The organism is Faecalicatena orotica (assembly GCF_003149245.1).
Lineage (GTDB): Bacteria > Bacillota > Clostridia > Lachnospirales > Lachnospiraceae > Faecalicatena_A > Faecalicatena_A orotica.
In genome coordinates, this window is sequence record NZ_QGDL01000004.1 from 192,836 (window position 1) to 215,410 (window position 22,575).

19 protein-coding genes are annotated in these 22,575 nt (G+C 45.0%); 2 read left to right on the forward strand and 17 right to left on the reverse strand.

The features are described 5' to 3' along the window. The first annotated feature begins 4 nt into the window (after positions 1 to 4). Together A8806_RS08415 and A8806_RS08420 are read left to right on the forward strand one after the other, a co-directional pair. Positions 5 to 1,270 carry a zinc-binding dehydrogenase gene (locus tag A8806_RS08415; protein WP_109730848.1) on the forward strand — a complete coding sequence of 422 codons (1,266 nt, stop codon included), beginning with the start codon at positions 5 to 7 and terminating at the stop codon, positions 1,268 to 1,270. A 58-nt stretch (positions 1,271 to 1,328) separates the two neighbouring features. After that, positions 1,329 to 2,000 (forward strand): HAD family hydrolase, encoded by a 672-nt coding sequence (locus A8806_RS08420; protein ID WP_181368631.1) that lies wholly within the window; start codon positions 1,329 to 1,331, stop codon positions 1,998 to 2,000. 17 nt (positions 2,001 to 2,017) lie between these two features. Here the strand turns inward: A8806_RS08420 and A8806_RS08425 are convergent, their stop codons facing one another. From A8806_RS08425 to A8806_RS08505, 17 genes are all read right to left on the reverse strand, one after another. Next, positions 2,018 to 4,045, reverse strand: a complete 2,028-nt coding sequence (locus A8806_RS08425) for a PAS domain-containing hybrid sensor histidine kinase/response regulator (RefSeq protein WP_354016682.1) — start codon at positions 4,043 to 4,045, stop codon at positions 2,018 to 2,020. Positions 4,046 to 4,365: 320 nt separating this feature from the next. After that, positions 4,366 to 4,974, reverse strand: a complete 609-nt coding sequence (locus A8806_RS08430; protein WP_109730750.1) for an AAA family ATPase — start codon at positions 4,972 to 4,974, stop codon at positions 4,366 to 4,368. Between the two features lie 15 nt (positions 4,975 to 4,989). Further along, positions 4,990 to 5,838 (reverse strand): class II fructose-bisphosphate aldolase, encoded by an 849-nt coding sequence (locus A8806_RS08435; protein WP_109730751.1) that lies wholly within the window; start codon positions 5,836 to 5,838, stop codon positions 4,990 to 4,992. A gap of 57 nt (positions 5,839 to 5,895) precedes the next feature. Beyond that, on the reverse strand, positions 5,896 to 6,279 hold the full coding sequence (locus A8806_RS08440) for a tetratricopeptide repeat protein (protein ID WP_109730752.1): 384 nt from the start codon (positions 6,277 to 6,279) through the stop codon (positions 5,896 to 5,898). A gap of 31 nt (positions 6,280 to 6,310) precedes the next feature. Further along, a complete protein-coding gene (locus A8806_RS08445; protein WP_109730753.1) occupies positions 6,311 to 7,603 on the reverse strand; it encodes a PTS ascorbate transporter subunit IIC in 1,293 nt (430 codons plus the stop codon). A gap of 33 nt (positions 7,604 to 7,636) precedes the next feature. After that, on the reverse strand, positions 7,637 to 7,927 hold the full coding sequence (locus tag A8806_RS08450) for a PTS sugar transporter subunit IIB (RefSeq protein WP_109730754.1): 291 nt from the start codon (positions 7,925 to 7,927) through the stop codon (positions 7,637 to 7,639). Positions 7,928 to 7,945: 18 nt separating this feature from the next. Then, on the reverse strand, positions 7,946 to 8,203 hold the full coding sequence (locus tag A8806_RS08455; RefSeq protein WP_109730755.1) for an HPr family phosphocarrier protein: 258 nt from the start codon (positions 8,201 to 8,203) through the stop codon (positions 7,946 to 7,948). An 11-nt stretch (positions 8,204 to 8,214) separates the two neighbouring features. Next, a complete protein-coding gene (locus tag A8806_RS08460) occupies positions 8,215 to 8,676 on the reverse strand; it encodes a PTS sugar transporter subunit IIA (RefSeq protein ID WP_109730756.1) in 462 nt (153 codons plus the stop codon). A 194-nt stretch (positions 8,677 to 8,870) separates the two neighbouring features. Next, positions 8,871 to 10,919, reverse strand: coding sequence for a BglG family transcription antiterminator (locus A8806_RS08465; protein WP_109730757.1), 2,049 nt, complete (start codon positions 10,917 to 10,919; stop codon positions 8,871 to 8,873). 156 nt (positions 10,920 to 11,075) lie between these two features. Further along, complete coding sequence (locus A8806_RS08470) at positions 11,076 to 12,854, reverse strand: glycoside hydrolase family 2 protein (RefSeq protein ID WP_109730758.1); 1,779 nt, start codon at positions 12,852 to 12,854, stop codon at positions 11,076 to 11,078. Positions 12,855 to 12,874: 20 nt separating this feature from the next. After that, a complete protein-coding gene (locus A8806_RS08475) occupies positions 12,875 to 14,212 on the reverse strand; it encodes an RNA-binding domain-containing protein (protein WP_109730759.1) in 1,338 nt (445 codons plus the stop codon). Between the two features lie 172 nt (positions 14,213 to 14,384). After that, positions 14,385 to 16,436: a glycoside hydrolase family 13 protein gene (locus tag A8806_RS08480; RefSeq protein ID WP_109730760.1), complete on the reverse strand. Its 2,052-nt coding sequence runs from the start codon at positions 16,434 to 16,436 to the stop codon at positions 14,385 to 14,387. 30 nt (positions 16,437 to 16,466) lie between these two features. Beyond that, entirely contained in the window at positions 16,467 to 18,314 is a 1,848-nt protein-coding gene (gene ftsH, locus A8806_RS08485) for an ATP-dependent zinc metalloprotease FtsH (RefSeq protein WP_109730761.1), read from the reverse strand. Between the two features lie 16 nt (positions 18,315 to 18,330). Then, complete coding sequence (gene hpt, locus A8806_RS08490; RefSeq protein WP_109730762.1) at positions 18,331 to 18,858, reverse strand: hypoxanthine phosphoribosyltransferase; 528 nt, start codon at positions 18,856 to 18,858, stop codon at positions 18,331 to 18,333. Next, positions 18,842 to 20,236: a tRNA lysidine(34) synthetase TilS gene (gene tilS / locus A8806_RS08495; RefSeq protein ID WP_242996003.1), complete on the reverse strand. Its 1,395-nt coding sequence runs from the start codon at positions 20,234 to 20,236 to the stop codon at positions 18,842 to 18,844. The genes hpt and tilS overlap by 17 nt, the downstream gene beginning before the upstream one ends. A gap of 147 nt (positions 20,237 to 20,383) precedes the next feature. Next, positions 20,384 to 21,433 (reverse strand): NAD(P)-dependent alcohol dehydrogenase, encoded by a 1,050-nt coding sequence (locus tag A8806_RS08500; protein ID WP_109730763.1) that lies wholly within the window; start codon positions 21,431 to 21,433, stop codon positions 20,384 to 20,386. Between the two features lie 16 nt (positions 21,434 to 21,449). Continuing rightward, complete coding sequence (locus A8806_RS08505) at positions 21,450 to 22,529, reverse strand: sugar ABC transporter substrate-binding protein (RefSeq protein WP_109730764.1); 1,080 nt, start codon at positions 22,527 to 22,529, stop codon at positions 21,450 to 21,452. Positions 22,530 to 22,575: the final 46 nt, after the last annotated feature.

Below are 22,575 nucleotides of genomic sequence, written 5' to 3' on the forward strand. Positions count from 1 at the left end.
AATGATGAAAACAAAAGCAGTGAGAATGTATGGTACAATGGATCTGAGACTGGAAGAATTTGAATTACCGGCAATCAAGGATGATGAAATCCTCGTTAAAGTAATCAGTGACAGCATCTGTATGTCGACTTATAAGCTGGCCGAGCAGGGAAAGAAACACAAGAGAGCGCCGCAGAACATCGATACAAACCCGGTTATCGTCGGCCATGAATTTGCCGGTGTGATCGTGGAGGTCGGGGATAAATGGAAAGACCAGTTTAAGCCGGGTATGAAGTTCGCACAGCAGCCGGCCCTCAACTACAAGGGCAGCCTTGCATCCCCGGGATACTCTTATGAATATTTCGGCGGTGCATGTACCTACTGCATCATCCCTCATGAAGTTATGGAGCTGGGGGCACTGATGGAATATAAAGGAGAAAGCTTTTTTGAGGCGTCACTCGGAGAACCTATGAGCTGTATCATTGGCGGATACCGCGGCAACTACCATACCAACAAGAGGGACCACAGTCATGCAATCGGCACAAAGGCTGACGGCGATATTATCATCCTCGGCGGCTGCGGGCCAATGGGACTCGGGGCAGTCAGCTACGGAATCCAGTTTGAAAATAAACCAAAAAGAATTGTTGTAACTGACATTGATGATGCTAAAATAGAAAGAGCAAGGGAAGTCATTCCGGAATCCTTTGCGGCAGAAAAGGGCGTGGAACTTTTGTATGTAAATACTGCTAAGATGGCAGACCCTGTTCAGGAGCTTAAAGATATCACAGGCGGAAAGGGGTATGACGACGTATTCGTCTACATCCCAAACCGTGCAGTAGCCGAACTTGGTGACAAACTGCTTGCATTCGACGGATGCCTGAACTTTTTCGCAGGCCCGACGGATAACCTGTTCAAAGGAGAGATCAATCTCTACAACTGCCACTACACAAGTACACACATTATGGGAACAACCGGAGGCAATAACGATGACCTGATCGAGGCCAACGATCTTGCGGCAAGAGGCATCATCGAACCGGCCGTCATGGTTACCCACATCGGCGGGATCGACAGCATCGCAGAGGCAACCATGAACCTGCCCAAAATCCCCGGCGGCAAGAAGCTGACATACACCCAGTTTGACATGCCTCTTACAGCCATCGAAGACTTCGGGAAATTAGGGGAAACTGATCCCCTGTTTAAAAAACTGGATGAAGTATGCCGGAAAAACAGAGGTTTGTGGAGTTCAGAAGCGGAAAAAATCCTGTTCGACCACTTTGACGTAGAAGCTTAAATGATACTGCCCTCCTCTGAACCGGTTTAGAGATAAAACAGGAATGAGGAGGGTTATTATGATTCAAAGGCTAAAAGAAATCAGAGCTGTACTGTTTGACATGGACGGTGTCATATTCGACACAGAAAGACTTGCCTATCAGGGATGGATGGAGTCCGGCAGACTACTGGGATTTCCTATTACAGATGAGCAGATCAATAAAAACCGCGGCTGTGATATACGGGCCGGCAGGATGCTGTTTAAAGGATGGTTCGGAGAAGACTTTCCCTTTGATGAGGCAAGGAAGCTGAGGACTGGCTATATGGATACTTATATCGCCAGAAACGGTGCTCCTCTAAAACCCGGTGTCAGGGAGCTGTTTGCCACCCTCAGGAAGGCCGGAATAAAGAAAGCACTTGCTACCTCAACACAGAGGGAGACTGCGAAAGAATACTTTAAAAGTGCGGACCTGTCATTCGATTTTGATGCCTCTGTCTGCGGCACCGAAATCAGAAACAGCAAGCCCGCCCCCGATGTATTTTTGACTGCTGCCGAAATGCTCGGCGAAAAACCGGAACACTGCCTCGTTGTCGAAGACAGCCCCAATGGCGTACGCGCAGGCATTGCAGCCGGCTGTACGGTAATCATGGTACCTGATATGACTGCACCGGATGAGGAGATGAAACGGCTCTGTTTCCGGATACTGGACAGTCTGAGTGAGCTGGATGAATGGATAAAAACACTGGCCTGAATTTCAATACAGACGCATTATTTTTTCATCCATCTCTGCAATGATTCTAAAAGACGGTTGATATCAATGGGTTTTGCAATGTGGTCATTCATGCCTGCACTGTGCGCCCTTGCCAGGTCAGTTGCGAAGGCGTTGGCCGTCAGGGCAAGTATGGGGATCGTATGTGCGTCTTCCCGGTCTAAAGACCGGATCGTCCTCGTCGCCTGATACCCGTCCATGACCGGCATCTGGATATCCATCAGGATGCAGTCATAAGTTCCCGGGGCAGAAGTAACAAATTTCTCTACGGCACGCTGTCCATTCTCAGCCTTATCTATAGAAAATCCATGCATCTGCAAAAGCTCAGACGCAATCTCCCTGTTCAGTTCATTATCTTCAACCAGCAAAATTCTTTTGGAAGTCAGAAAGTCCTGCGTTTTCTCATCCAAAGCCTCTGAGGTTCCCTGGCTGTCATTATCATTCGCATCCGAAGCTCCCAAGTTATCTGGTTCTGCTTCAGGTATCACAATCTCATCACACCGTTCGAGTGGAATGGCAACGATAAACTCGCTCCCTTTTCCCAGCTCGCTCTTAACTTCTATTGTACCGTTCATCATGCGGACAATATTCTGTGTAATGGCAAGTCCGAGTCCCGTCCCCTGAATCTTATTGATCCGCGTATCCTCCGCCCTCGTAAAGGGTTCGAAAATATGTGGCAGGAATTCCCCGTCAATACCAATCCCGTTATCCTCAATGATAAATCCGTACTGTCCTTTATTTCCACTGTTATCCGGAAGCTCCTGTACCCGCAGACTGATGGTTCCGCCCTCAGGTGTATATTTCACCGCATTTGTAAGCAGGTTCATCAGTACCTGCTGAAGCCTTCCCCCATCAGTTCTTACCTTCCAATGCCGCAAATGACCGCTGAATAATTGAAGCTTCTGATTCCTTTCAGCAACCAGAGGCTGAAACATGTTTGCAATATCCTCGAACATTTCAGGCAGTGACACCTCTTCAGATATCAGGTCGATCTTTCCGCTCTCAATTCTGGACATATCCAAAACCTCATTAATAAGGTTTAACAAATGATGTGTCGATGTATTGATCTTGTTAAGGCAGTCCCTTATCTTTTCCTGCGAATCAATGTTTGCTTCGGCAATAGCTGTCATCCCCATGATGGCATTCATCGGCGTGCGTATGTCGTGGGACATGGACGAAAGGAAGTTGGTCTTTGCCTCACTGGCGATCTGGGCTGTTTTATATGCTTCTTCCAGTATCTTCCTCTGCCGCTCCTGCTCCTCCCTCTGCTTCGTAATGTCTATCCCTATTGTATAGAAGGATGGTATTCCATCCCAGCTTTCTTCTCCCCTGGCATAAGACAGGGTAATTGTAAGAATCTTCGTCTGACCGCTGCGGGTCGTGATCTTTGCCTCCGTAACCATATTCCCGCCGGTAACCATAAGTTCCTGCAGCATAGGTATAATACGCTGTAAATCTTCCTGATGGAGGTAAGTACACTGGCTGTGCAGTTCATTCTCAAATTGCTCCGCTGTATAACCGATCATATCAAGGAAGTTGGCGCCATACCAGAGAACGGTGCTGCAGTCTCTGGCATCCAGCCGGGCAAATCCGCCAGGGACGGAACGGAGAAGGGCATCCTGCTCACGGTTCTTTTTCTCCAGCTTGAATTCACTGGTATACATATCGTGGGATAGCTCAAGCCGCGCACGGTGCCCCTCCCAGTTAATAAGCCGGTTCTTGATTAAAAACTTCCGTTCCAATACCGGATTATCAAATTCCCACTCGTAGTATTCGTCCTCCCGCAGTTTATCATTAGTACAGAAAGGACATGGGGTACTTCTCCCCTGAATCACTTCATAACATTTGTGTCCCAGTAATTTCTCTGGGGGACTGCCCAGAGTATCACAGGAAGTATTATTCAGATACAGCAACTCATAGCTGTCCAGATCGCTGATATAAATATTGCCTTCATAAGCATCCATCATGAGGCGGAAATATTCCTGATACAGCCCGGCATAATCTGTCCTTTCCGCAGCCATATTCATATCTGCGTGTCCGGCTATTGCACAATCCTCTATATTTACCTCTCCCACGCAGTCTTTTTGTGCCTTCAATTCTCCGGGGCATTCCATACTTTTTTCCTGTTTCATAGCAACCTCTCCAGAACTTCGTTTATCTGTACATTTATGTTATTCTACCATACCCCGGCATTTTCGTCCATCCTGTTATGCTCCTTCTTCGGTAATCAAAATGGTGGAGAAATAGCTTGTATACAGTAAAAAATGGAAGGCTCCCTTGTCTATGGGATTCCTTCCATTTTTGCATATTTTATATCAGATATATTCCAAGCCCATAGCGTGGCCGTCTATTCTGAACAAAGTTTTCCGATCTCTTCCAGAATCTGTGCATAATCAATCTTCGAAAAGTCTGATGCATCCACCTCAATCAAGTGCCCCATCTGGAATTTATCGTATCCTTTATGAAGGCAGCGGTCCTGAAAAATCTCATAAGTTACCAGACTGTCCGCCTGGGTACGGTCTTCCAGAACATCGCCCTTATGGTAACAGCTTACCAGATGACCCAGATGACGGTCCTGAGCCAAATCTCTCTTTCTTGAAACCTCATAAAGATGTTCAATATTTCCTAAGGAACGGATTGTAATGACTTCATAACCATATTTCCGGGACAAATCTGTAAGACGGCCCTTTTGCTTATCACTGAAAGGATAATCTGAGATGATACATTCACCCTGCTTCATTTTTTCTTCAATAACAGCATAGTACCTGGCCCACGCCATATTCTCGACTTTCGTCTTTTCTTCCTGATTATTGAATCCATACTCATCCCACATCTGCTCTTTCATTTCATCCTGATTTACAGTCTGGAACCGGGGATACTTTTTCAAAATAAGGGCACACATACTGCTCTTTCCCGTGGCCGGATATCCTGCCAGCAGAATCATACATTTTTTCATGTTAAACCCCATTGATTAATCTAATTTAAATAATGAAGCCTTTTCTGTTACAATAGCCGCAATTCTGTCATTTGCAGGCCCAAGCAGCCCCCTTAAGGATGTTAACGGTGTAACACCTTCTGCCGTAAATGTTTTACTTACTACTTCAATATAAGATTTATTTAACTCCGTCCCAACGTTAATTTTCTTCATTCCTTCTCTTACACATTTCCTCATATCTTCATCAGAAACACCTGTGCCTCCATGAAGTACAAGCCCTGTATCTCCGAGTTTTTCTTTTAATTCCTCTAACAGTTCATAGTTAATCTTTGCCTTTGATTTATACTGGCCGTGTGTAGTTCCAATGGAAACAGCCAATGCATCAACCCCTGCTTCAGATGCAAAATGCAGGGCATCTTCAGGCTTCGTATACATAGCCGCATCTTTGTCAACCACGACCCCGTCTTCTGCACCGCCGATAGAACCAACTTCTCCTTCAACAGATACGCCATGAGCGTGTGCATAAGCTACAACTTCTTTTGTATTCTTTATATTTTCTTCGATTGGAAGAGAAGAACCATCGTACATAACTGAAGAATAACCTAAATCGATTGCTCTTTTCAATGCATCAATATCTTTACAGTGGTCCATATGTAATGCAACGTTTACCGGCACATTTTCTGCGAGCGCTTTCACAGCCGCAATCAATGGCTCAAAACCAATATATTCTGCTGTTCCAAGTGATGTCTGGAGGATAATCGGCACGTTGAGGTCTGCCGCTGCTTTTACCATAGCCGGCACCATTTCAAAACAATGTACGTTAAACGCTCCGACAGCCCCTTTCCCCTCGTTTTCCTTAAACATTTCTATTAAATTCTTATACATGATATTACCTTCTCTTTCTGAATATAATTTTTTAGTCCTTAACAGATATATCCGGTTTTATATTTTCCCGCGAATCATATCTTTTGATATCTGCATCATTTCCTGTACTTTTCCGAAATAATAGGTGATCTTTTCATCATCCTTTGCTTCGGCGGCCTGCTGACGCTTTTTGTTATACAGCGACATCAGATCTGTATAGGATTTGCCCATTACTTTTTTCATTTCAAAGCTTTCTTCATAATACCTGATTGCCTCGTCATATTCTCCGGCCTGCATATATAGGGAGCCAGCTTCGTTTAAGAGTTCAATTCGTGCGTCTCCCTGTGTTCCCTCCAGCTGCTGAACTTTTTCTTCTGCCTGTTTCATTAATTCTTCCTGATTGATAACAGGTACTTCCTCTGCCTTTTTTTCTTTTTTATCTTTCTTTCCAAATAAGAACATTTCGCTGCCTCCCTTTGCGATTTAACAATACTTAGAATATTCCGCCAATCCCTTTAAAAATCATGAAGAAGAATGCCGTTACTACGGTATCTACATCTGTACATGTGATATTCTGGAAGCCGATCTGTGATAACATTGGTGATAAGAATGCCGGAAGCATCATGATAAAAATACCATGAGCAATACATCCTACAATAACGCCGCGGCGCCCACCGACTTTGTTTGCAAAAATACCTGCTGTACCACCGGCAAAAAAGTTACTCATGACACCCGGAATAACAAGCGGAACACCAAGAGCCGGAATACCTGTGATAAACATACCGATCAAAGAACCAATTGTTGTGAAAATAAATCCCATGATGACTGAATTTGGTGCGTATGGAAACAATACAGGGCAGTCCAGTGCCGGTTTTGCATTTGGAACTAATTTCTGGGAAATTCCCTGGAAAGCCGGTACGATTTCTGCTAATAACAGACGTACTCCTGCTAACAGTACATACAAACCTACTACGAACTGCATTGCCTGTAAGAATGCGTATACCATGTAGTTTGTGTCTCCGGCAAACTCTGCGCTGGCTTCCGGTCCGGCAATTGCCGCTACAATTAAGTAGAACGGAATCATAACTACCATAATGGAGAGGTAGGTATCCTGAAGAAATTCAAGGCTCTTTGGAAGCTTCAAGTCTTCACAGGATTTAGAGTCATCTCCGACAAGTTTTGCGATTAACGCTGAAAACATGTATCCGATTGTACAGAAATGACCGAGGGCAATATCGTCACTGCCCGTGATTTTACGCACGATTGGCTGTGCAATTGCAGGCATTAATGTAGCGAATGCACCACCTACTAAACTGGAAATTAAAATCAGAGGTATACCGCGAAGTCCGCAGAACCAAGCAAATACTACACATAATGTAGATTCCCACAACAGAGCCTGTCCGGTAAGGAAAATATATTTAAAAGGTGTAATTCTTGCCAGGATAATATTTACAATAAAGATACCTGCTAATGAAATTGCAATCTCTGCACCCAGTCCCAGTTCTCCCATAGCCTGTCCGTTAATAGCTTCAATAGAAGCAACAACACTCTCAAGGCCATTTAAACCAAAACCCTGATTAAATATCGCCCCAAAATAGGATAACGCGCCCTGCATGACGGTTGAACCGGCCGATAATACCATAAATCCAAGAATTGTTTTCATTGTTCCTGATACAATCTGTCCTGCAGGCTTTTTCTGCAGAGCAAGACCTAATAATGCAATCAAACCGATAATAATTGCAGCCTGAGTCAGAATATTATTAATAATAAAATTTAATACTGCCATAATTCCCTCTCCTTCTCTTAAATGTATTACTGATTAAATAACTCCCATGTCCTTTAAAACTGGTGTAAGCTTTTCACGGATTTCATTTTTGTCTACAAGACGCTCCAGAAAAATTGCCGGGCATTTTAAGGAAATACGTTCAAATTGTTTTTCAAAATTTTTCCCTGAAATAATCAGGTCTGCATCCATTCCTGCCGCGCTTGAGATATCAATGTGATCCATTTTTGCTTCCACACCCATTTCCCTCAATACCGCCTCTGTTGTCATCTGACAGGCAAAACTACTCCCAAGTCCGTTCCCACATACTGCTAAAATCTTTAACATGTTTTATATCCTCCTTCTTTATAAATTATTTGCAAAGAATTGTTTCAACTCTTTTACAGCCACCGCTTCATCCGTTCCGGTTACTGACACCGTTACTTCTTCGTTTTGTTTTACACCCAGTGACATTAAGGCAAGAATCTTCTTCAGGTCCGCTGTTTTTTCTTTTGCGGAAATCATGATCTGGCTTTCGTATTTCTTGGCGACATTTACGAGCTGCCCCGCAGGCCTTGCATGAATCCCCTGAACTGCTGTAATTACATATGTAAATTTCTGCATCTTCCCCTCCCTTAATTTTCCCGGATTTCATTTTCCATTTGAATCAACATATCATAAATCTGCTGAGGTTTTTTGGCATGTACCATTTCACTGACCTTACTCTCATCCATAAAGATATTCGATAAAACTTTCATCGTATCTATATGGGAATTCGAGTCACTGGCTGCCAGTGCAATCAGTACCCTTACCTGAAAACTGTCTTCTGAAAACTGAATTGGTTCCCGGAGTAATGTAATTGCAAGCTGCTTTTTAATCACGCCATCTGTCGGTCTTCCATGAATTAGTGCAAAATCTTCTGCCAGCACATAATAGGGTCCATATTCCGCCGTACTTTCGAGAATCGCTTTTTCATAATTATCTGTAACAAAACCGCCTTTTATCAATGGTTCGAGACTCAAATGGATTGCTTCTTTCCAATTGCTTACCCGCTCAGTGATATGTATGTTTTCCGGTTTCAACATATCCGATATCATTTTTGTTTTCCCCTTTCTCGATTTGATGATGTTATTGTAGCAAGTAAATTTTGCAAAAAGAAGTCCAAGTATTTGCAATGAATTTTGCAAATCTGTAGACAGAATTTCACGTATATTTTCCTAAAAGAAAGAGCTCTAAACCCGCAATTGGATTTAGAGCTCTCTCTAAAATAATCATGATTCCTTTATATATGCTATTCTTTTTCGTATGTCTCTGCCAGCCTTCTTTCAAAATAGGCCAGTATCTCCTGTGGCGTATCCATCCCTGTTAATTCATCCACTGCCTCATCCTTTTCGAACAGCGTCATGATATCGCGAAGTACTTTCATATGGCTTTCCTGATCTTCAGCTGCCAGGACAATTACCACATTCGCGTGGTCCTTTTCTGAAAAAGCAACCGGCTTTTTAAATAAATGAATGGAACAGTCCAGCTTATTGACTCCGATTTCCGGTTTGGAATGGGCAAGGATGACTCTTGGTGCAATGAACATATAAGGCCCATAATACTGCAGCTGTGAAATAATGCTGTCAATGTATGGCGCCTGGATACTTCCTGCTTCCATTAAGTATTCGCCGGCAGTCCGCAGTGCCAGCGTCCATTTATATTCATCTTCATGAACCTCTATTCTCGGCTCATCTAAAATACTGAGCAGGTCTTTTTGGTGCTGCTGCAAATCAGCATAAGCATTATTCCTGCTTTGGTATAAGTATTCCTCAATCTTCTTTTTAGCCTGTTCCTGCTTCTCTTCTATAATGTATGGTTTCACCACGGAAAACAATTCGTTAGCATTCACGTAAGACCCGTTATTCATCATCTTGAAATGCCGTGCAAGCAGGGCCTTATCCCTTCCGGTCAGAATCGGATGCACCTGGATGACCGGTATCACGCTTTTGATCTTCACTGTGCTGACAATGATCTCACAGCGGGCCTGAGCATTTCGCACCGTTGACGTCGATTCCACTCCTACGACTTCCACTTCGGGGAACATCTTAGTCAGCTCCCGCTTCAGCATATTTCCTGTGGAAATGCCATTAGCACACACAATCAGCACCCTGAGGCGTTCACTTTTATTGTTGGAAATCGGAAGATATGCCCCAAAATGCAGTGCCAGATAAGCGACTTCTGTGTCCGGCACAGACACTCCTATCTGCTTTTCCAGATACCGGCTGACAATCTTCGTAATTTCAAACAAATCCGGATATTCCCGGATAATGTCGACATTCAGTGAGTCCAGACTCTGGATTCCATACTGGTAGCGGTAAAGAGATGCATTAATATGGATGAAAAGCTGCCGTTCCAGTTCTTCCCTCCGCTCAAATGTAACACAGGCCACCTTCTCGAATTCGGAAACCAGTGCCTTTGCAATCTCATATGCACGCTCATTAGAAGTACTTTCAAAGATATTCTCAGAAACCATCGCAACCCGCCCGCCCAGTAAATGCAGGCACAGATACGTTTTCTCCTTCTCGCACAGATTCGGGAAATACTTTTCCACCAAATCATATTCTCTGTGCTTTTTCATCTCTTCTTTTTTCAAATCTGCAAAGTAGATGCCGCCATCTCCCCGTTCCATCATTGGAATCAGCACTGCAAGCGCTTTCCGGCTCTCCGGTATATACTCCACGCCCAGCTCCTGCTCGACCTTTTTCAAAGTCTCTTCGGCTTCATCAATCTTACCCTGATCGATAAAGCTTAACCCGCGGCTGGCAAATAGGTTCTCAAGGCCCTGAAAATTCAATAAAAAAACAGTCCTGATCTTAATCGCATCCCCGGTAATAATATATCCCTTCTTGGAGCGGTATTCCAAAGTCAAATCATCTTTTTGCAGCTGGTTGATTACAACCTGCAAATCATTAAAAATAGTATTCCGGCTGACTCTGCAATATTCGGTAAGCTTATCAATATGAACCGGTGCCGCAGAATAGATAATGGCACAAATAATAATCTGCGCACGCTCAGTAGGTGAGTAAATATAGGAGTCCTCCTGTTCCACCGTTTCCGTACAGGCCTCTATCTGCTCCCGCATCTCATCGGTTAAAAGCAGTCCCTTGCCCCTTACTACTTCCAATTCCTGTATCCCATTGTCTGCAAGCCATTCATTAATCCGGCAAAGGTCATAATAAATGCTGCGCTGGGAGACCTGCAAATCTGCTGCAATCTGCTGCATAGATAAATAAGAACCCGTGTCTAAAAGCAACTGCAGCATTGACTGACATCTTGCGTTTAAATACGTTGTATTCATTTCACATCTCCTTCTACAGTCCACTTTTGATTGTGATAATGGCGGAGTATAAAATTTTGCAAAAAACTTTGCAAGATTTTAGAAACCACGATTAATATTTACACTTTTGAATGATATAAATTATTATATCATTCTGAAAGCAAAATGGATAGCTTTTCATATGCAGGTCCCTCTGATCTTTAACACCTCCCGGTCGTAGGTAAATATTCCGTTCACTTCCTCTTCCACATCGGAAAGCTGTGTATAGACACTCGCACAGAGTCCTTCTGGAATCAGTTTTTCCACGTCCTCCTGAAGCTTCACGTAAGCCCGGTTTAACTGGCTCACATCTGTATATATTCCATATCCGTACTGGGTCAGGCATGCACTGTGACCCTCCGACCGCATCGAATATCCGCCGAATTCAGAGAGCACAGTTGCCCTGCGCTCCTCGGGCCTGATTCTTAACCGGAAAAAATAATTATGGATGCTCTGGAAGTCGCCCCCTTCCTGATCAAACCACCCGCTTGCCTGGTCAACCAGCCGGTCCGGATCCTCCTTCCTTGCAATATCCGTCATATCTGCAGTCTGGAACTGCCCCCATCCTTCATTAAAGATTACCCATGCCGCGATGCTCGGGTGTCCTTTTAATAGTGCAATCGTCTCCTTCATTTCTTTTACAAATTCCAGACGGCCTGCCTTATCCTCACGGGATAAAAGCCTTGTATAACCGTCCTTTATCTTCAGGTTCCTCCATGACAGCGCGGTTGCCCCGTAAGTCACAAACCAGTGTTTATACATCCTGCCCCCGTTTACCATGTCCTGCCATACAACCATGCCGAGTCTGTCACAATGATAATACCACCGCTGGGGTTCAATTTTAAGATGTTTTCTAAGCATGTTAAAGCCCATGTTCTTCATAGACTGTATATCGAAGATCAGTGCCTCATCACTCGGCGCAGTATAAAGCCCGTCCGGCCAGTATCCCTGGTCCAGCACCCCTTTTTGATACTGCACTTTATGATTCAGACATATTCTCGGGAGGCCGGCCTTGTCAGCCTCAATTGTGAATGTCCTCATAGCAAAGTAACTGTCTGCGGTGTCATCCCCCATCTTCACCGTAAAATAGTATAAATACGGGGTTTCACAGGTCCACGGATAAATATAAGGAAGATGAATCACAATCTCCTCATTCGTCCTTCCCGTTCCATGCCCCCAGTCTTCCAGTGTCTCCACCTCTCCAAAGACATCCTCCGGTTTTCTTAAGGGTTCCTCATAAATCCCCGGCTTTCTGACCTCGATCTCCACTGCACAGCTTTTCTCTGACGTTACAGTAATCCGTACTTTTCCCGCATCCAGGTCCGGCCGGGCCGTGATTTTCTGAATATATTCCCCCGGGACGTCTTCCATCCATACCGTCTGCCAGATGCCGCTCTGAGCCGTATAGAACATTCCGCCGCGTTTCAGTTTCTGTTTGCCTCTGGAATGGTAGGATGTGTCACTCAAATCCTTAACCGAAACCAGTATCTCATTTTCCCCCTCCGTGAGATAATCTGTAATATCCGTCTCAAAAGGAAGGTATCCTCCTGTATGCCGGACGGCCTCCCTGCCATTGATATAAACGACACAGGATTGGTCCACAGCCCCGAAGTGAAGCAGCCTCCTCAGCTTTTCTTTTTGAAACATATCAAAAGAAACTAAAAAAGTCTTCCGGTACCACAGATATTCATCCGGCTTCAGTTGTCTTCCCACACCTGACAATGTGCTTTCCGGAGAAAAAGGCACCACGATTTTTCCCTCGAACTGAGCGGGCCTTTTGAATTCTTTAGTAAAACCATATTCCCAGGCCCCGTTCAGATTTATATAACTTTTCCTGACAAGCAGAGGCCTCGGATATTCCTCAAGTACATGTTCCTCGTCAAGTGTTTTTCCCCATCTGGTTAAAAGTTGCTTCATAAAAAATACTCCCTTCTGTACTAACAGCCTTTATTCTCGTAGTATCGCAGATTTTTAGTTTTTCCTTTTTTAATCAGTATCCCCCCATCGGTCAATTCCCGCAAAAGCAGGATTGCCGTAGATTGAGAAACACCAAGTGCCATTTCCACATCACTACGAACAATCGAACCCTTACTACGGCACAGTTTCAAAACTGCATTCATTCGTTCTTCTTTTTTAGCAACACTGGTAAAACTATCTGTTTTAGGGGTATCCAGATCTTTATCTTCTGCGTGGAAGTTGGTATTGGGAAGCGTAATCTTAAAAGCATTGTTTGTTGTTTCGATCATAGGTTTCACAGCATAGTCATCATAGCACTCGTTTATTTTAAGAATTCCTGTACCATATGCTTCGATCAGTCGCAGACGGTAGAAGATATTAGCTAAATGCTGATTACGCAATACAGACACGCCTAACTTTATGTCATCCAATGTAATACCTTTCACCAAACCACCGATTGTGACAAATTCAATCCGGTCTTCAAAAATACTGATTAGAGTAGCACTGCTGAAAGAATAGTCGCGATGGACGATAGAATTCAGTAGTGCCTCACGAATTGCCTCCGGAGGATAATCCCGCATATCTAACCGGTCAAGCCCGGCGAATTCTGCACGGGTACGATTGTAACGATCAATATAATCAAAAGCTTCCTCCAACTGCTCCAGAAGGGAACCAGACAATTCACGACGGTCTTTGAATATAGTTTTCCTGCTGCCTTCAAAAACGGCCAGTTTGATCATATGTGTGCACTGATCAGACAATAAAAATGCAAGATTAGTGTACATATCATCTTCACCAATCAAATGAAGCGTACGCATTTGGGTTTTTCCAAACTCTACCTTTCTTTTCTTAAAGAAGTCGGCAGCTTTATTGAATGTAAGATGTTGATTGAGTGAACGAGCTGTTTCATAACTGTCGCCACTGGTCTCCTTGATCATATTCAGGATAGCAGCCTCTGTTGCTGGAACCGTCGATGCACCCTGACGAACATAAACACCCTCCGGGCGAATTCCTTTTCCTTGCAGGTAATATGGTCTTGCGGTACCCCGCTGGACAGTTACATACACAATAGGCTTATCGTCCATTACATCATTATGGCATTCTACAAACATAGTAATATCTGGACGTACGGCATTTCTAACCGCATTGGTTACACGTAGCATAGTATCATCAACGTTGTTAACGCCACGAACTGTTCCGTCATCGTTCACTCCGATATAGAGCGTACCGCCGTCACAGTTTGCGAAGGCAACGATCGTATTTTTAATATCATCAATATATTCTCTTTTGAATTCAGTTGTCTTGTTTTCTGTGAACATAAAGTATTCTCCAATCTATTCTAATTAAATTTTATTCTAATAATTATTATAATCATTTTTTTGTTATTTACAAGTAGAACCTGTCTTTCCTTTGACAGTCATTATTATTTTGACAGTCTAAAAATTCTACTTATTAATAGTTAAGGGGGCTGTTCGGTGACAGCCCCCTTTTTTACTTCGTTTCTTCTTTTTTCGTCTTCATTACAACAGCAGAATGCCGCCCCATATTAAGAACAACTTCCCCGCCCTCAACAATAAATTCATCCGGTTCTGTCGTATATCCCTCTTCATAAGTATATATCAGTCTCTGCATCCGCCCCTTCAGCGGGACTTCTGCCATCCATACAGGAACGGTGACCTCCTTCAGGTCTTTACTGTTATTAAGTACTACGACAATCTGCTCCCCATCCTGGAATCTCGCATAGGCTAGAACATTATCTTCCCACGACAGCATACGCAGTGAGCCCTGTCTCAATGGTTTTTCATTCTTATGGATACGGATAATCTCCTTGTGGAATTCGAGCATCAGCCGGTCTTCGTTTCCCCACGGGAACGTCCTGCGGTTATCGGGGTCTGTAAATCCGCATACCCCGACTTCATCTCCATAATAAACGGTCGGTGCTCCCACCCATGTCATCTGCATCACAACCGCTTCTCTCATGACCGCCGGATTTACACCCTCTTCTGCAGCCTTGGAGCCCAGCTGTTCCACGCGTCCTGTGATGTGGTTCGTCCTCGTCAGGAAACGGGAGTGGTCATGGTTCGATAACTCGTTCATTGCAACCTGAAGCGATGGCGTCAACATCGTGGACATAAAGTGATTCATTGTATTCACAAAGTTGTCTGCATTTCCCCACAGGTCTGTGCGGCGCTCGTCACTGTGTTTTTCCATCCCTGTCAAAAACCATGTGACTGGTTCCATAAAGGCATCGTAGTTCATCACACTGTCCCACTCATCCCCCTGCAGCCATTCTGCCGGGTCACCGTAATGTTCTGCAAGAATCAGTGCATCGGGTCTTGCGTTTTTCACTTCCCTGCGGAAACGTTTCCAGAACATGTGATTGTATTCGTTGCTGTAGCCTAAATCGGCCGCAACATCCAGACGCCAGCCGTCTACGTTGTACGGCGGTGAAACCCATTTTCTGCCGACGTTCATAATGTACTGTTCAAGTACGGGTGAATCTTCATAGTTTAATTTCGGCAGTGTATCGTGTCCCCACCATCCGTCATATTCATAATTATACGGCCATGCAGAATCACTGTCGTTAAAGAAATGGAAGAAAGACCGGTATGGGCTGCGGCTGCTGACGAATGCACCTCTCGCATAATTCTCCTGCTGCTCATAAATCCGTTCTCTGTCCATCCATTTATTAAAAGAACCACAATGGTTGAATACGCCGTCCAGTATCACACGCATCCCCCGCTTATGCATCTCCTCGACAAGACGGGCAAATAATTCATTACTTGCTTCCAGATTGGCAAGGCTGCCTGTACGCTTCTGATATTTGGTCGCTTCAATATTATCTGCGGCCCATTCCGGAAGCACCAGCCCCCCGTCTTCTGCGATCTTCCCATAATGTGGGTCAATGTAATCGTAATCCTGAATATCATACTTATGATTAGACGGAGATACAAACAGAGGATTAAAATAAATGACCTCCACTCCCAGTTCTTCCAGATAATCCAGTTTTTCCATCACTCCCTGCAAGTCTCCGCCATAAAACCTGCGGATATCCATTGCCTGTGGAAGCTGGTTCCAGTCCTTCACCTTCTGGCATGGCTCACCGATGTAAATGTATTCCCAGTCCTCCACATCATTGGACGGGTCCCCGTTATAAAAACGGTCTACAAAAATCTGGTACATCACGGCGCCTTTTGCCCACTCGGGTGTTGAAAATCCCGGAACAATGACAAATGCATAGAAATCCACGACCTCTCTTGCCGCTCCGCATCGGTTATAGTAACAGACCTCATCGCCGTTCCTAATTTCAAAGCAGTAGGAAAACGGCTCATCACTCAGCTGCCACTCTATCTCATAATAATCAAAAACATCCCCGGATAATACTTTTTTCATTTTATATCCGCCGATCTTCGTGGAAATCCGCACTTCTTCCACGTCATCCTTAGCTGTGCGGAACCGGATCTTTACCCTTTCATTTTCCTTTGGCTCAGCGGGAAACACATAGCTGGACGTTCCATCACTAAATAGTGCGTCCTTATTCATAAAAAACCTCCTTAAGGGCAAGGGCCTCCATTACTGGAAGCTCTTGCCCCATTTCTCATACTCCTCGAACAGTGCTTCGAATTCACTTCTCGTGATTTTTTCTTTTTTAAGAAGTAATTCAGCGCAGTTCTGAAGAACAGAATCATATTCTTTTAAAATAGATCTGGCCTTCAGGTAGCATTCATCAATAATTCTCTTCACTTCTTCATCGATCGTACTTGCCACTTTTTCACCATATCCCCTTGATGTATGGCCGAAATCACGTCCGATGAATACTTCGTCACTGTCATTATCATAGTTGATCAGTCCGAGACGCTCAGACATACCAAACTTAGTGATCATAGATTTTGCGATTGCAGTAGCCTGTTTGATATCCTGGGATGCCCCTGTTGTGATATCATCGAATATCTCTTCCTCAGCGACACGTCCCCCGAGGGAAACGGTAATCTCCTGAAGCATCTTTCCTTTTGTATTGAACATGTCATCATTCTCAGGAAGCGGCATCGTATATCCGCCTGCTCCTCCTGTCGGTATAATAGATACGCTGTAAACAGGTCCCACATCTGGAAGTACATGGAACAGGATTGCATGGCCTGCCTCATGATAAGCCGTAATCCGGCGGTCTTTTTCAGAAACAATGCGGCTCTTCTTCTCCGGCCCGATCCCGACTTTTATAAATGCATGGCGTATGTCAGACTGCTGAAGGTATACCCTGCCCTCTTTTGCCGACAGAATTGCCGCTTCATTCAGGAGGTTCTCAAGATCCGCCCCAGTAAAGCCTGATGTAGTCTGTGCAATCTGTTTTAAGTCCACGTCGTCACCCAGTGGCTTATTCTTTGCGTGAACTTTTAGAATCTCTTCTCTTCCGCCAACATCCGGCCTGCCGACAATGACATTCCTGTCAAAACGTCCCGGCCTTAAGATCGCCGGATCGAGTATATCTTTTCTGTTCGTGGCTGCCATAACGATGATGCCCTCGTTCACTCCGAAACCATCCATCTCCACAAGCAGCTGGTTCAGTGTCTGCTCCCTCTCATCATGGCCGCCGCCAAGGCCGCTTCCCCTGCGTCTTGCAACTGCATCGATCTCATCGATAAACACGATACACGGGGCATTCTTCTTCGCATCCTGAAACAGGTCGCGGACACGTGATGCGCCGACTCCGACGAACATCTCCACAAAGTCTGAACCTGAAATACTGAAGAACGGCACTCCTGCTTCGCCTGCAACAGCCTTGGCAAGCAGTGTCTTACCGGTTCCCGGAGGTCCCTCGAGCAGCACACCCTTCGGAATCCTCGCCCCTACCTGGATATATTTCTTAGGCGATTTGAGAAAATCTACGATCTCCTCAAGCGCTTCTTTTTCTTCCTTCAGACCGGCAACATCTGCGAAGGTCACCTTCTTATCTGTATCTGTCGACATCTTCGCACGGCTCTTGCCGAAATTCATTGCCTTTGCATTGGCACCGCCCCCCTGACGGTTCATAAACATAAAGATCAGCGTGATTCCTAAGAATGTAAATAAGAGCGGCATCAATATGGTCGTCAGCCAGGAATCCTCCTGCACATTCGGCATCTGGTAGTCTATATTATACTTTTCCAGAAGTGCCTGAACCGAATTTACATCCGATACATTGACCTGCTTCGTTGTATCACTGTCCTTCAGTGTCACCGTCACAACCCCTGTCGGTACTGTCTTGTTCTGTTTGATCGTGACATCCTGTACATTCTTATCCTTTACTTCCTGCACAAAACTTGTGTATGTCATATCCTGTTCTCTGACCTGCATGCGGTTCGTCAGCCAGAGTGCGAGGAAAACAATTACTATAAATGTAAGAAATGTCGCACCGCCCGCGCTTCTATACTTTTTGTTGTTCAATGGTGTGTACTCCTTCCTATTCTACTCCTTCCACCACACCGATATATGGCAGATTCCTATATTTTTGAGCATAGTCAAGGCCATAGCCTACTACGAACTCATCCGGTATTTCAAATCCGACGTAATCCACGGTCACGTCCTTTTCCCTTCTCTCGGGCTTATCCAGAAGCGTGCACAGGTGCAGGCTTTCAGGATTGCGTTTCCTTAAGATATCCATCAGATAATATAATGTTCTTCCGGAATCAATGATATCCTCCACAATCAGGACATCCTTGCCCTCTATTGATTCGTCCAGATCCTTTGCGATACGCACAACACCGCTGGAGGCTGTTCCATCCCCATAGCTTGATACGCTCATGAAATCCAAAGAAACCGGTACGGTAATTCTCTTTGCCAGTTCGCACATGAAAAATGCACCGCCTTTTAATACACAGATCAAATGCACCTGTTTTCCTTCATAATCCTTACTGATCTGTTTCCCCAGTGCTTCAATTCTTTCATCGACTTCTTTTTCTGATACTAAAACTCTAATCTTCTCTGACATCTCTTTTTTCCTCCGTTACTTTTATCTCCAGTACTCTGTTCGTCTTATCCGAGACCATACAGGCACTGCTCATACGATACCCCAATACCCACAATATCTGTTCCTCATCTGTGACCAGCGGGCAAATGTCCCGCTTATCAGCCGGTATTTTTTCATTTATAAAATAGGACTTCAGTTTCTGCCGGCTTCCGGCTGAATCAATCACAAGGAAATCTCCGGGCCGTCTCGTTCTGACGGTCAGGTTACCTTTTATTATATCATAATCAAACCATTTCGTGTAGCTCTTTTGCGGTATCTGATTTACCGAAAAATCCTTAGATTTTTCCAGAATCCTACTGCAAATCGTCAGATTCAGTTCCTTAATTTCTGTAATTCCGGGAACTTTCAGAATATACTGTCCGGAATCTGCCTCTTTTTCCTCTTGCTGCCCTGCCTTTTCTGCCACTTTTTTCAGCATCACGCCGTCATAGTTGCGCACCGCTTTCACCGAATAAGGAAGATTGCGGCTTCTGCCACTTTGTTTTTCCATAAGGTCCATGACAGCTTCCACGTGTACGATAGAGAGATTCTTTTCCGCTCCCGCTGCTTTTATCAGACACTTCCTGACCAGAATCTTCTGGATGGCTTCCGGCTGTCCGGCATACCCCTCCTTCCGGATCTGGATCGCTTTGTCAGGCATCTCTGCCACACAGCGGTTCCAGACGCGCGTTGTCTGTTCCTCCATATATTCCCATGCCATGCGGATTTGTTCCATCGCCTCATTCATATGCTGCACAGCACCTGCATTTACCTGCTGTTCCAGTACCGGAATCACAAGATGACGGAGCCGGTTCCTCGTATAGTCATCCTCATCATTCGTCTCGTCCTGACACCAGCCGTATCCGTTTTTTTCCAGATAGTTCTCAATCTCCCCGCGTGTCAGGCACAACAGAGGACGGATGACATTCCCATTGACAGGGCGGATGCCCCCCAGTCCCTTCAATCCTGCGCCTCTCGCAAGATTCATAAGGAGCGTCTCAGCATTATCATTCTGGTGGTGCGCCATCGCAATTTTAGTGCCCTGCTCTTCCCGAAAAGTCTTTTCAAAAGCCTCCCTGCGGACATTGCGTCCGGCCTCCTCAACAGATTGTTTCCGTTTTTTGGCAATTGATTCTACATTTTCATGATAAACTACACATTTTATCCCGTGCCCGCGGCACAGCTTAACAGTAAACTCTTCATCCGCCCGGGCAGAATCCCCCCGGATCCCGTGGTTTACATGGACGGCAACAATATCAATATCAAGCGACTTCCTCAATTCCAGAAGCACAAAAAGCAGGCATACCGAATCCGCCCCGCCCGATATACCTGCGATAACCTTGTCCCCATTTACTATCATATGATACTTTTCAATAAACTTGCATACTTTTTCCATCATAAATAAACTATAAACAAAAACCCCCTATATTGCAAGGGGGTTTCGTAAAGGGGACCGCAAAGGGGTCAGACCCTTTTGCGGTCCGTTTTCAGAATATTCTCAAAATTATCATTTCACCTTAATGACTGCCTTCACAAGATCTGTCTTGTTATTCACAGCCTCTTCGTATGCCTCCTGAATATGCTCCAGATTAAATTCATGGGTTACAATATCCCTTACCTCTATCGCCCCGCTGGAAACGGCTGCGATGGCTTTCGGATAAATGTTTTTATAACGGAAGACAGATTTAATCGTAGCTTCTTTATCCATGATCTGGGCAAAATTATAGGAAATTTCTTCCTGTGCGGAAATGCCTACCAGTGTGATGGTACCGCCCCGCCTTACCAAAAACGGTGTCTGCGCGATTGTTACTGCTGAACCTGCTGTTTCGAATACAACATCAAAGCCGCGCCCGCCCGTCAGTTCCTTTACTTTTTCAAAAATGTCTTCTTTTCCACTGTTCACGACAGCTGTCGCTCCGAGCTCAAGAGCCTTATTCAGACGCGCCTCCACAAGGTCCGCCACAATGATCTGGCCCGCACCATGTGCTTTGCATGCTAAAAGTGTTACAAGTCCAATGCATCCCGCGCCAAGGATAATCACTGTATCGCCGGTATTCACAGTTCCCTGCTCCGCCGCATAAAAACCAACTGACAGAGGTTCAATCAGGGCCCCCTCTTTCGTAGAGACATTTTCCGGAAGTTTGAAACACATATCCGCCGGGAACGCAATATATTCTTCATTGCATCCCTGCACAGGAGGCGTTGCCAGAAAAACCACATCCGGGCAGAGGTTGTAATGGCCGGACTTGCATGCCTCACACTTTCCACAGGTGATACCCGGCTCCAGCGCTACCCTGTCTCCAATTTTTAAGTCCTCCACGCCTGCGCCAGCTTTTACAACCGTACCGGCACACTCATGTCCCAGCATAAAATCCTCGGCCAGATCTACTTTATATGCCCCACAGCAGCCGCTGTGGAAATAATGAACGTCTGACCCGCAGATTCCTACGTATTCAAGAGAGACGAGCACCTCCTTTTCGCCGACTTCCGGGACCGGGATTTCTTTTAAAATCATATTGTCCGTCCCTCTCATAAAAGCACCTTTTTGCATTTTCATTGTCATAATCTCCTATTTATTCGCTGAGTGAACCATCATCCGTGATTTCACCATTATCAATATACATCTGGATATATTCCTGGACGTTATCCTTATTGATTTCCGGCGCATCAACATAATCGTTAACCTCTGTAACCTTCATTTCTCCATTTACCACTTTATCGGCATATTCCATATTTTTCTTTGCAAGATCCGCTGCGGACTGCAGTGCTGTAGATGTAAGCATTCCTTCTTTGATGAGCAGGCATCCCTGTGCAGTACCGTCAACGCCGTATGCAAGGAAGCTCGGTGTTCCGTCTGCGCCGACATATTCTTTGTCATCCCTGATTGCCTCGATCGCGCCTGCTGCCATGTTATCGTTCATGGAGATGATCGCGTCGATGTGTGTACCTGACTGTACCCAGGATTCCATTAGTGTCAGAGCCTCGTCACTGTTCCAGTTTGCATAATCTTCATAGAGAATCTTAACGTCAGGGCGTTTGTCGAAGAAATACTCTGTCCAGGCTTCTCTTCTCTTATCTGCGTGGAAGTTTCCTGAAGGTCCGTTTAAAACAACGACATTTGCATCTTTCGGAACTTCCTCTACCGCCCTGTCTGCACTCACTTTTGCCTGTGCAACCGGGTCTGCATCCACGGTTCCTGTTCCTTCCATAACAGAATCGTCATCGCTGCCGTCCAGATCACTCTGGTGGGTCGTCGGGTTTGTCGTGATAACCGGAATACCTGCATCGACCAGCTGCTGTACATAAGGTGCCTGTGCTCCGTTATTATTGGACTGAACGATAACAAGATCGTAAGCCTTTGTCACACAGTCCTCTAACAGGCCATTTTCCTTATTATCATCGCCTTCACCGCTGACACAGGTGAGTTCAATATTATCGTAGTTTTTCGCTTCTTTTTTCATTTCCGTTGTCAGCCATGCCGCAAATGTATCTGCGCTGGCACGCGCCACAAAACATACGCGTTTCTTGTCTGAGGAAGATCCTGCTGAGGATGAATCTCCCTTTGAATCATCTTTTCCGCCACCCCCACATGCCGCAAGTGAGAATGTCATAACTGCTGCCAACAACAATGCTCCGATTTTCTTTGCTTTCATAATATATTTCCTCCTTGAAATATGAATTTATTGTGTCTGTTCACTC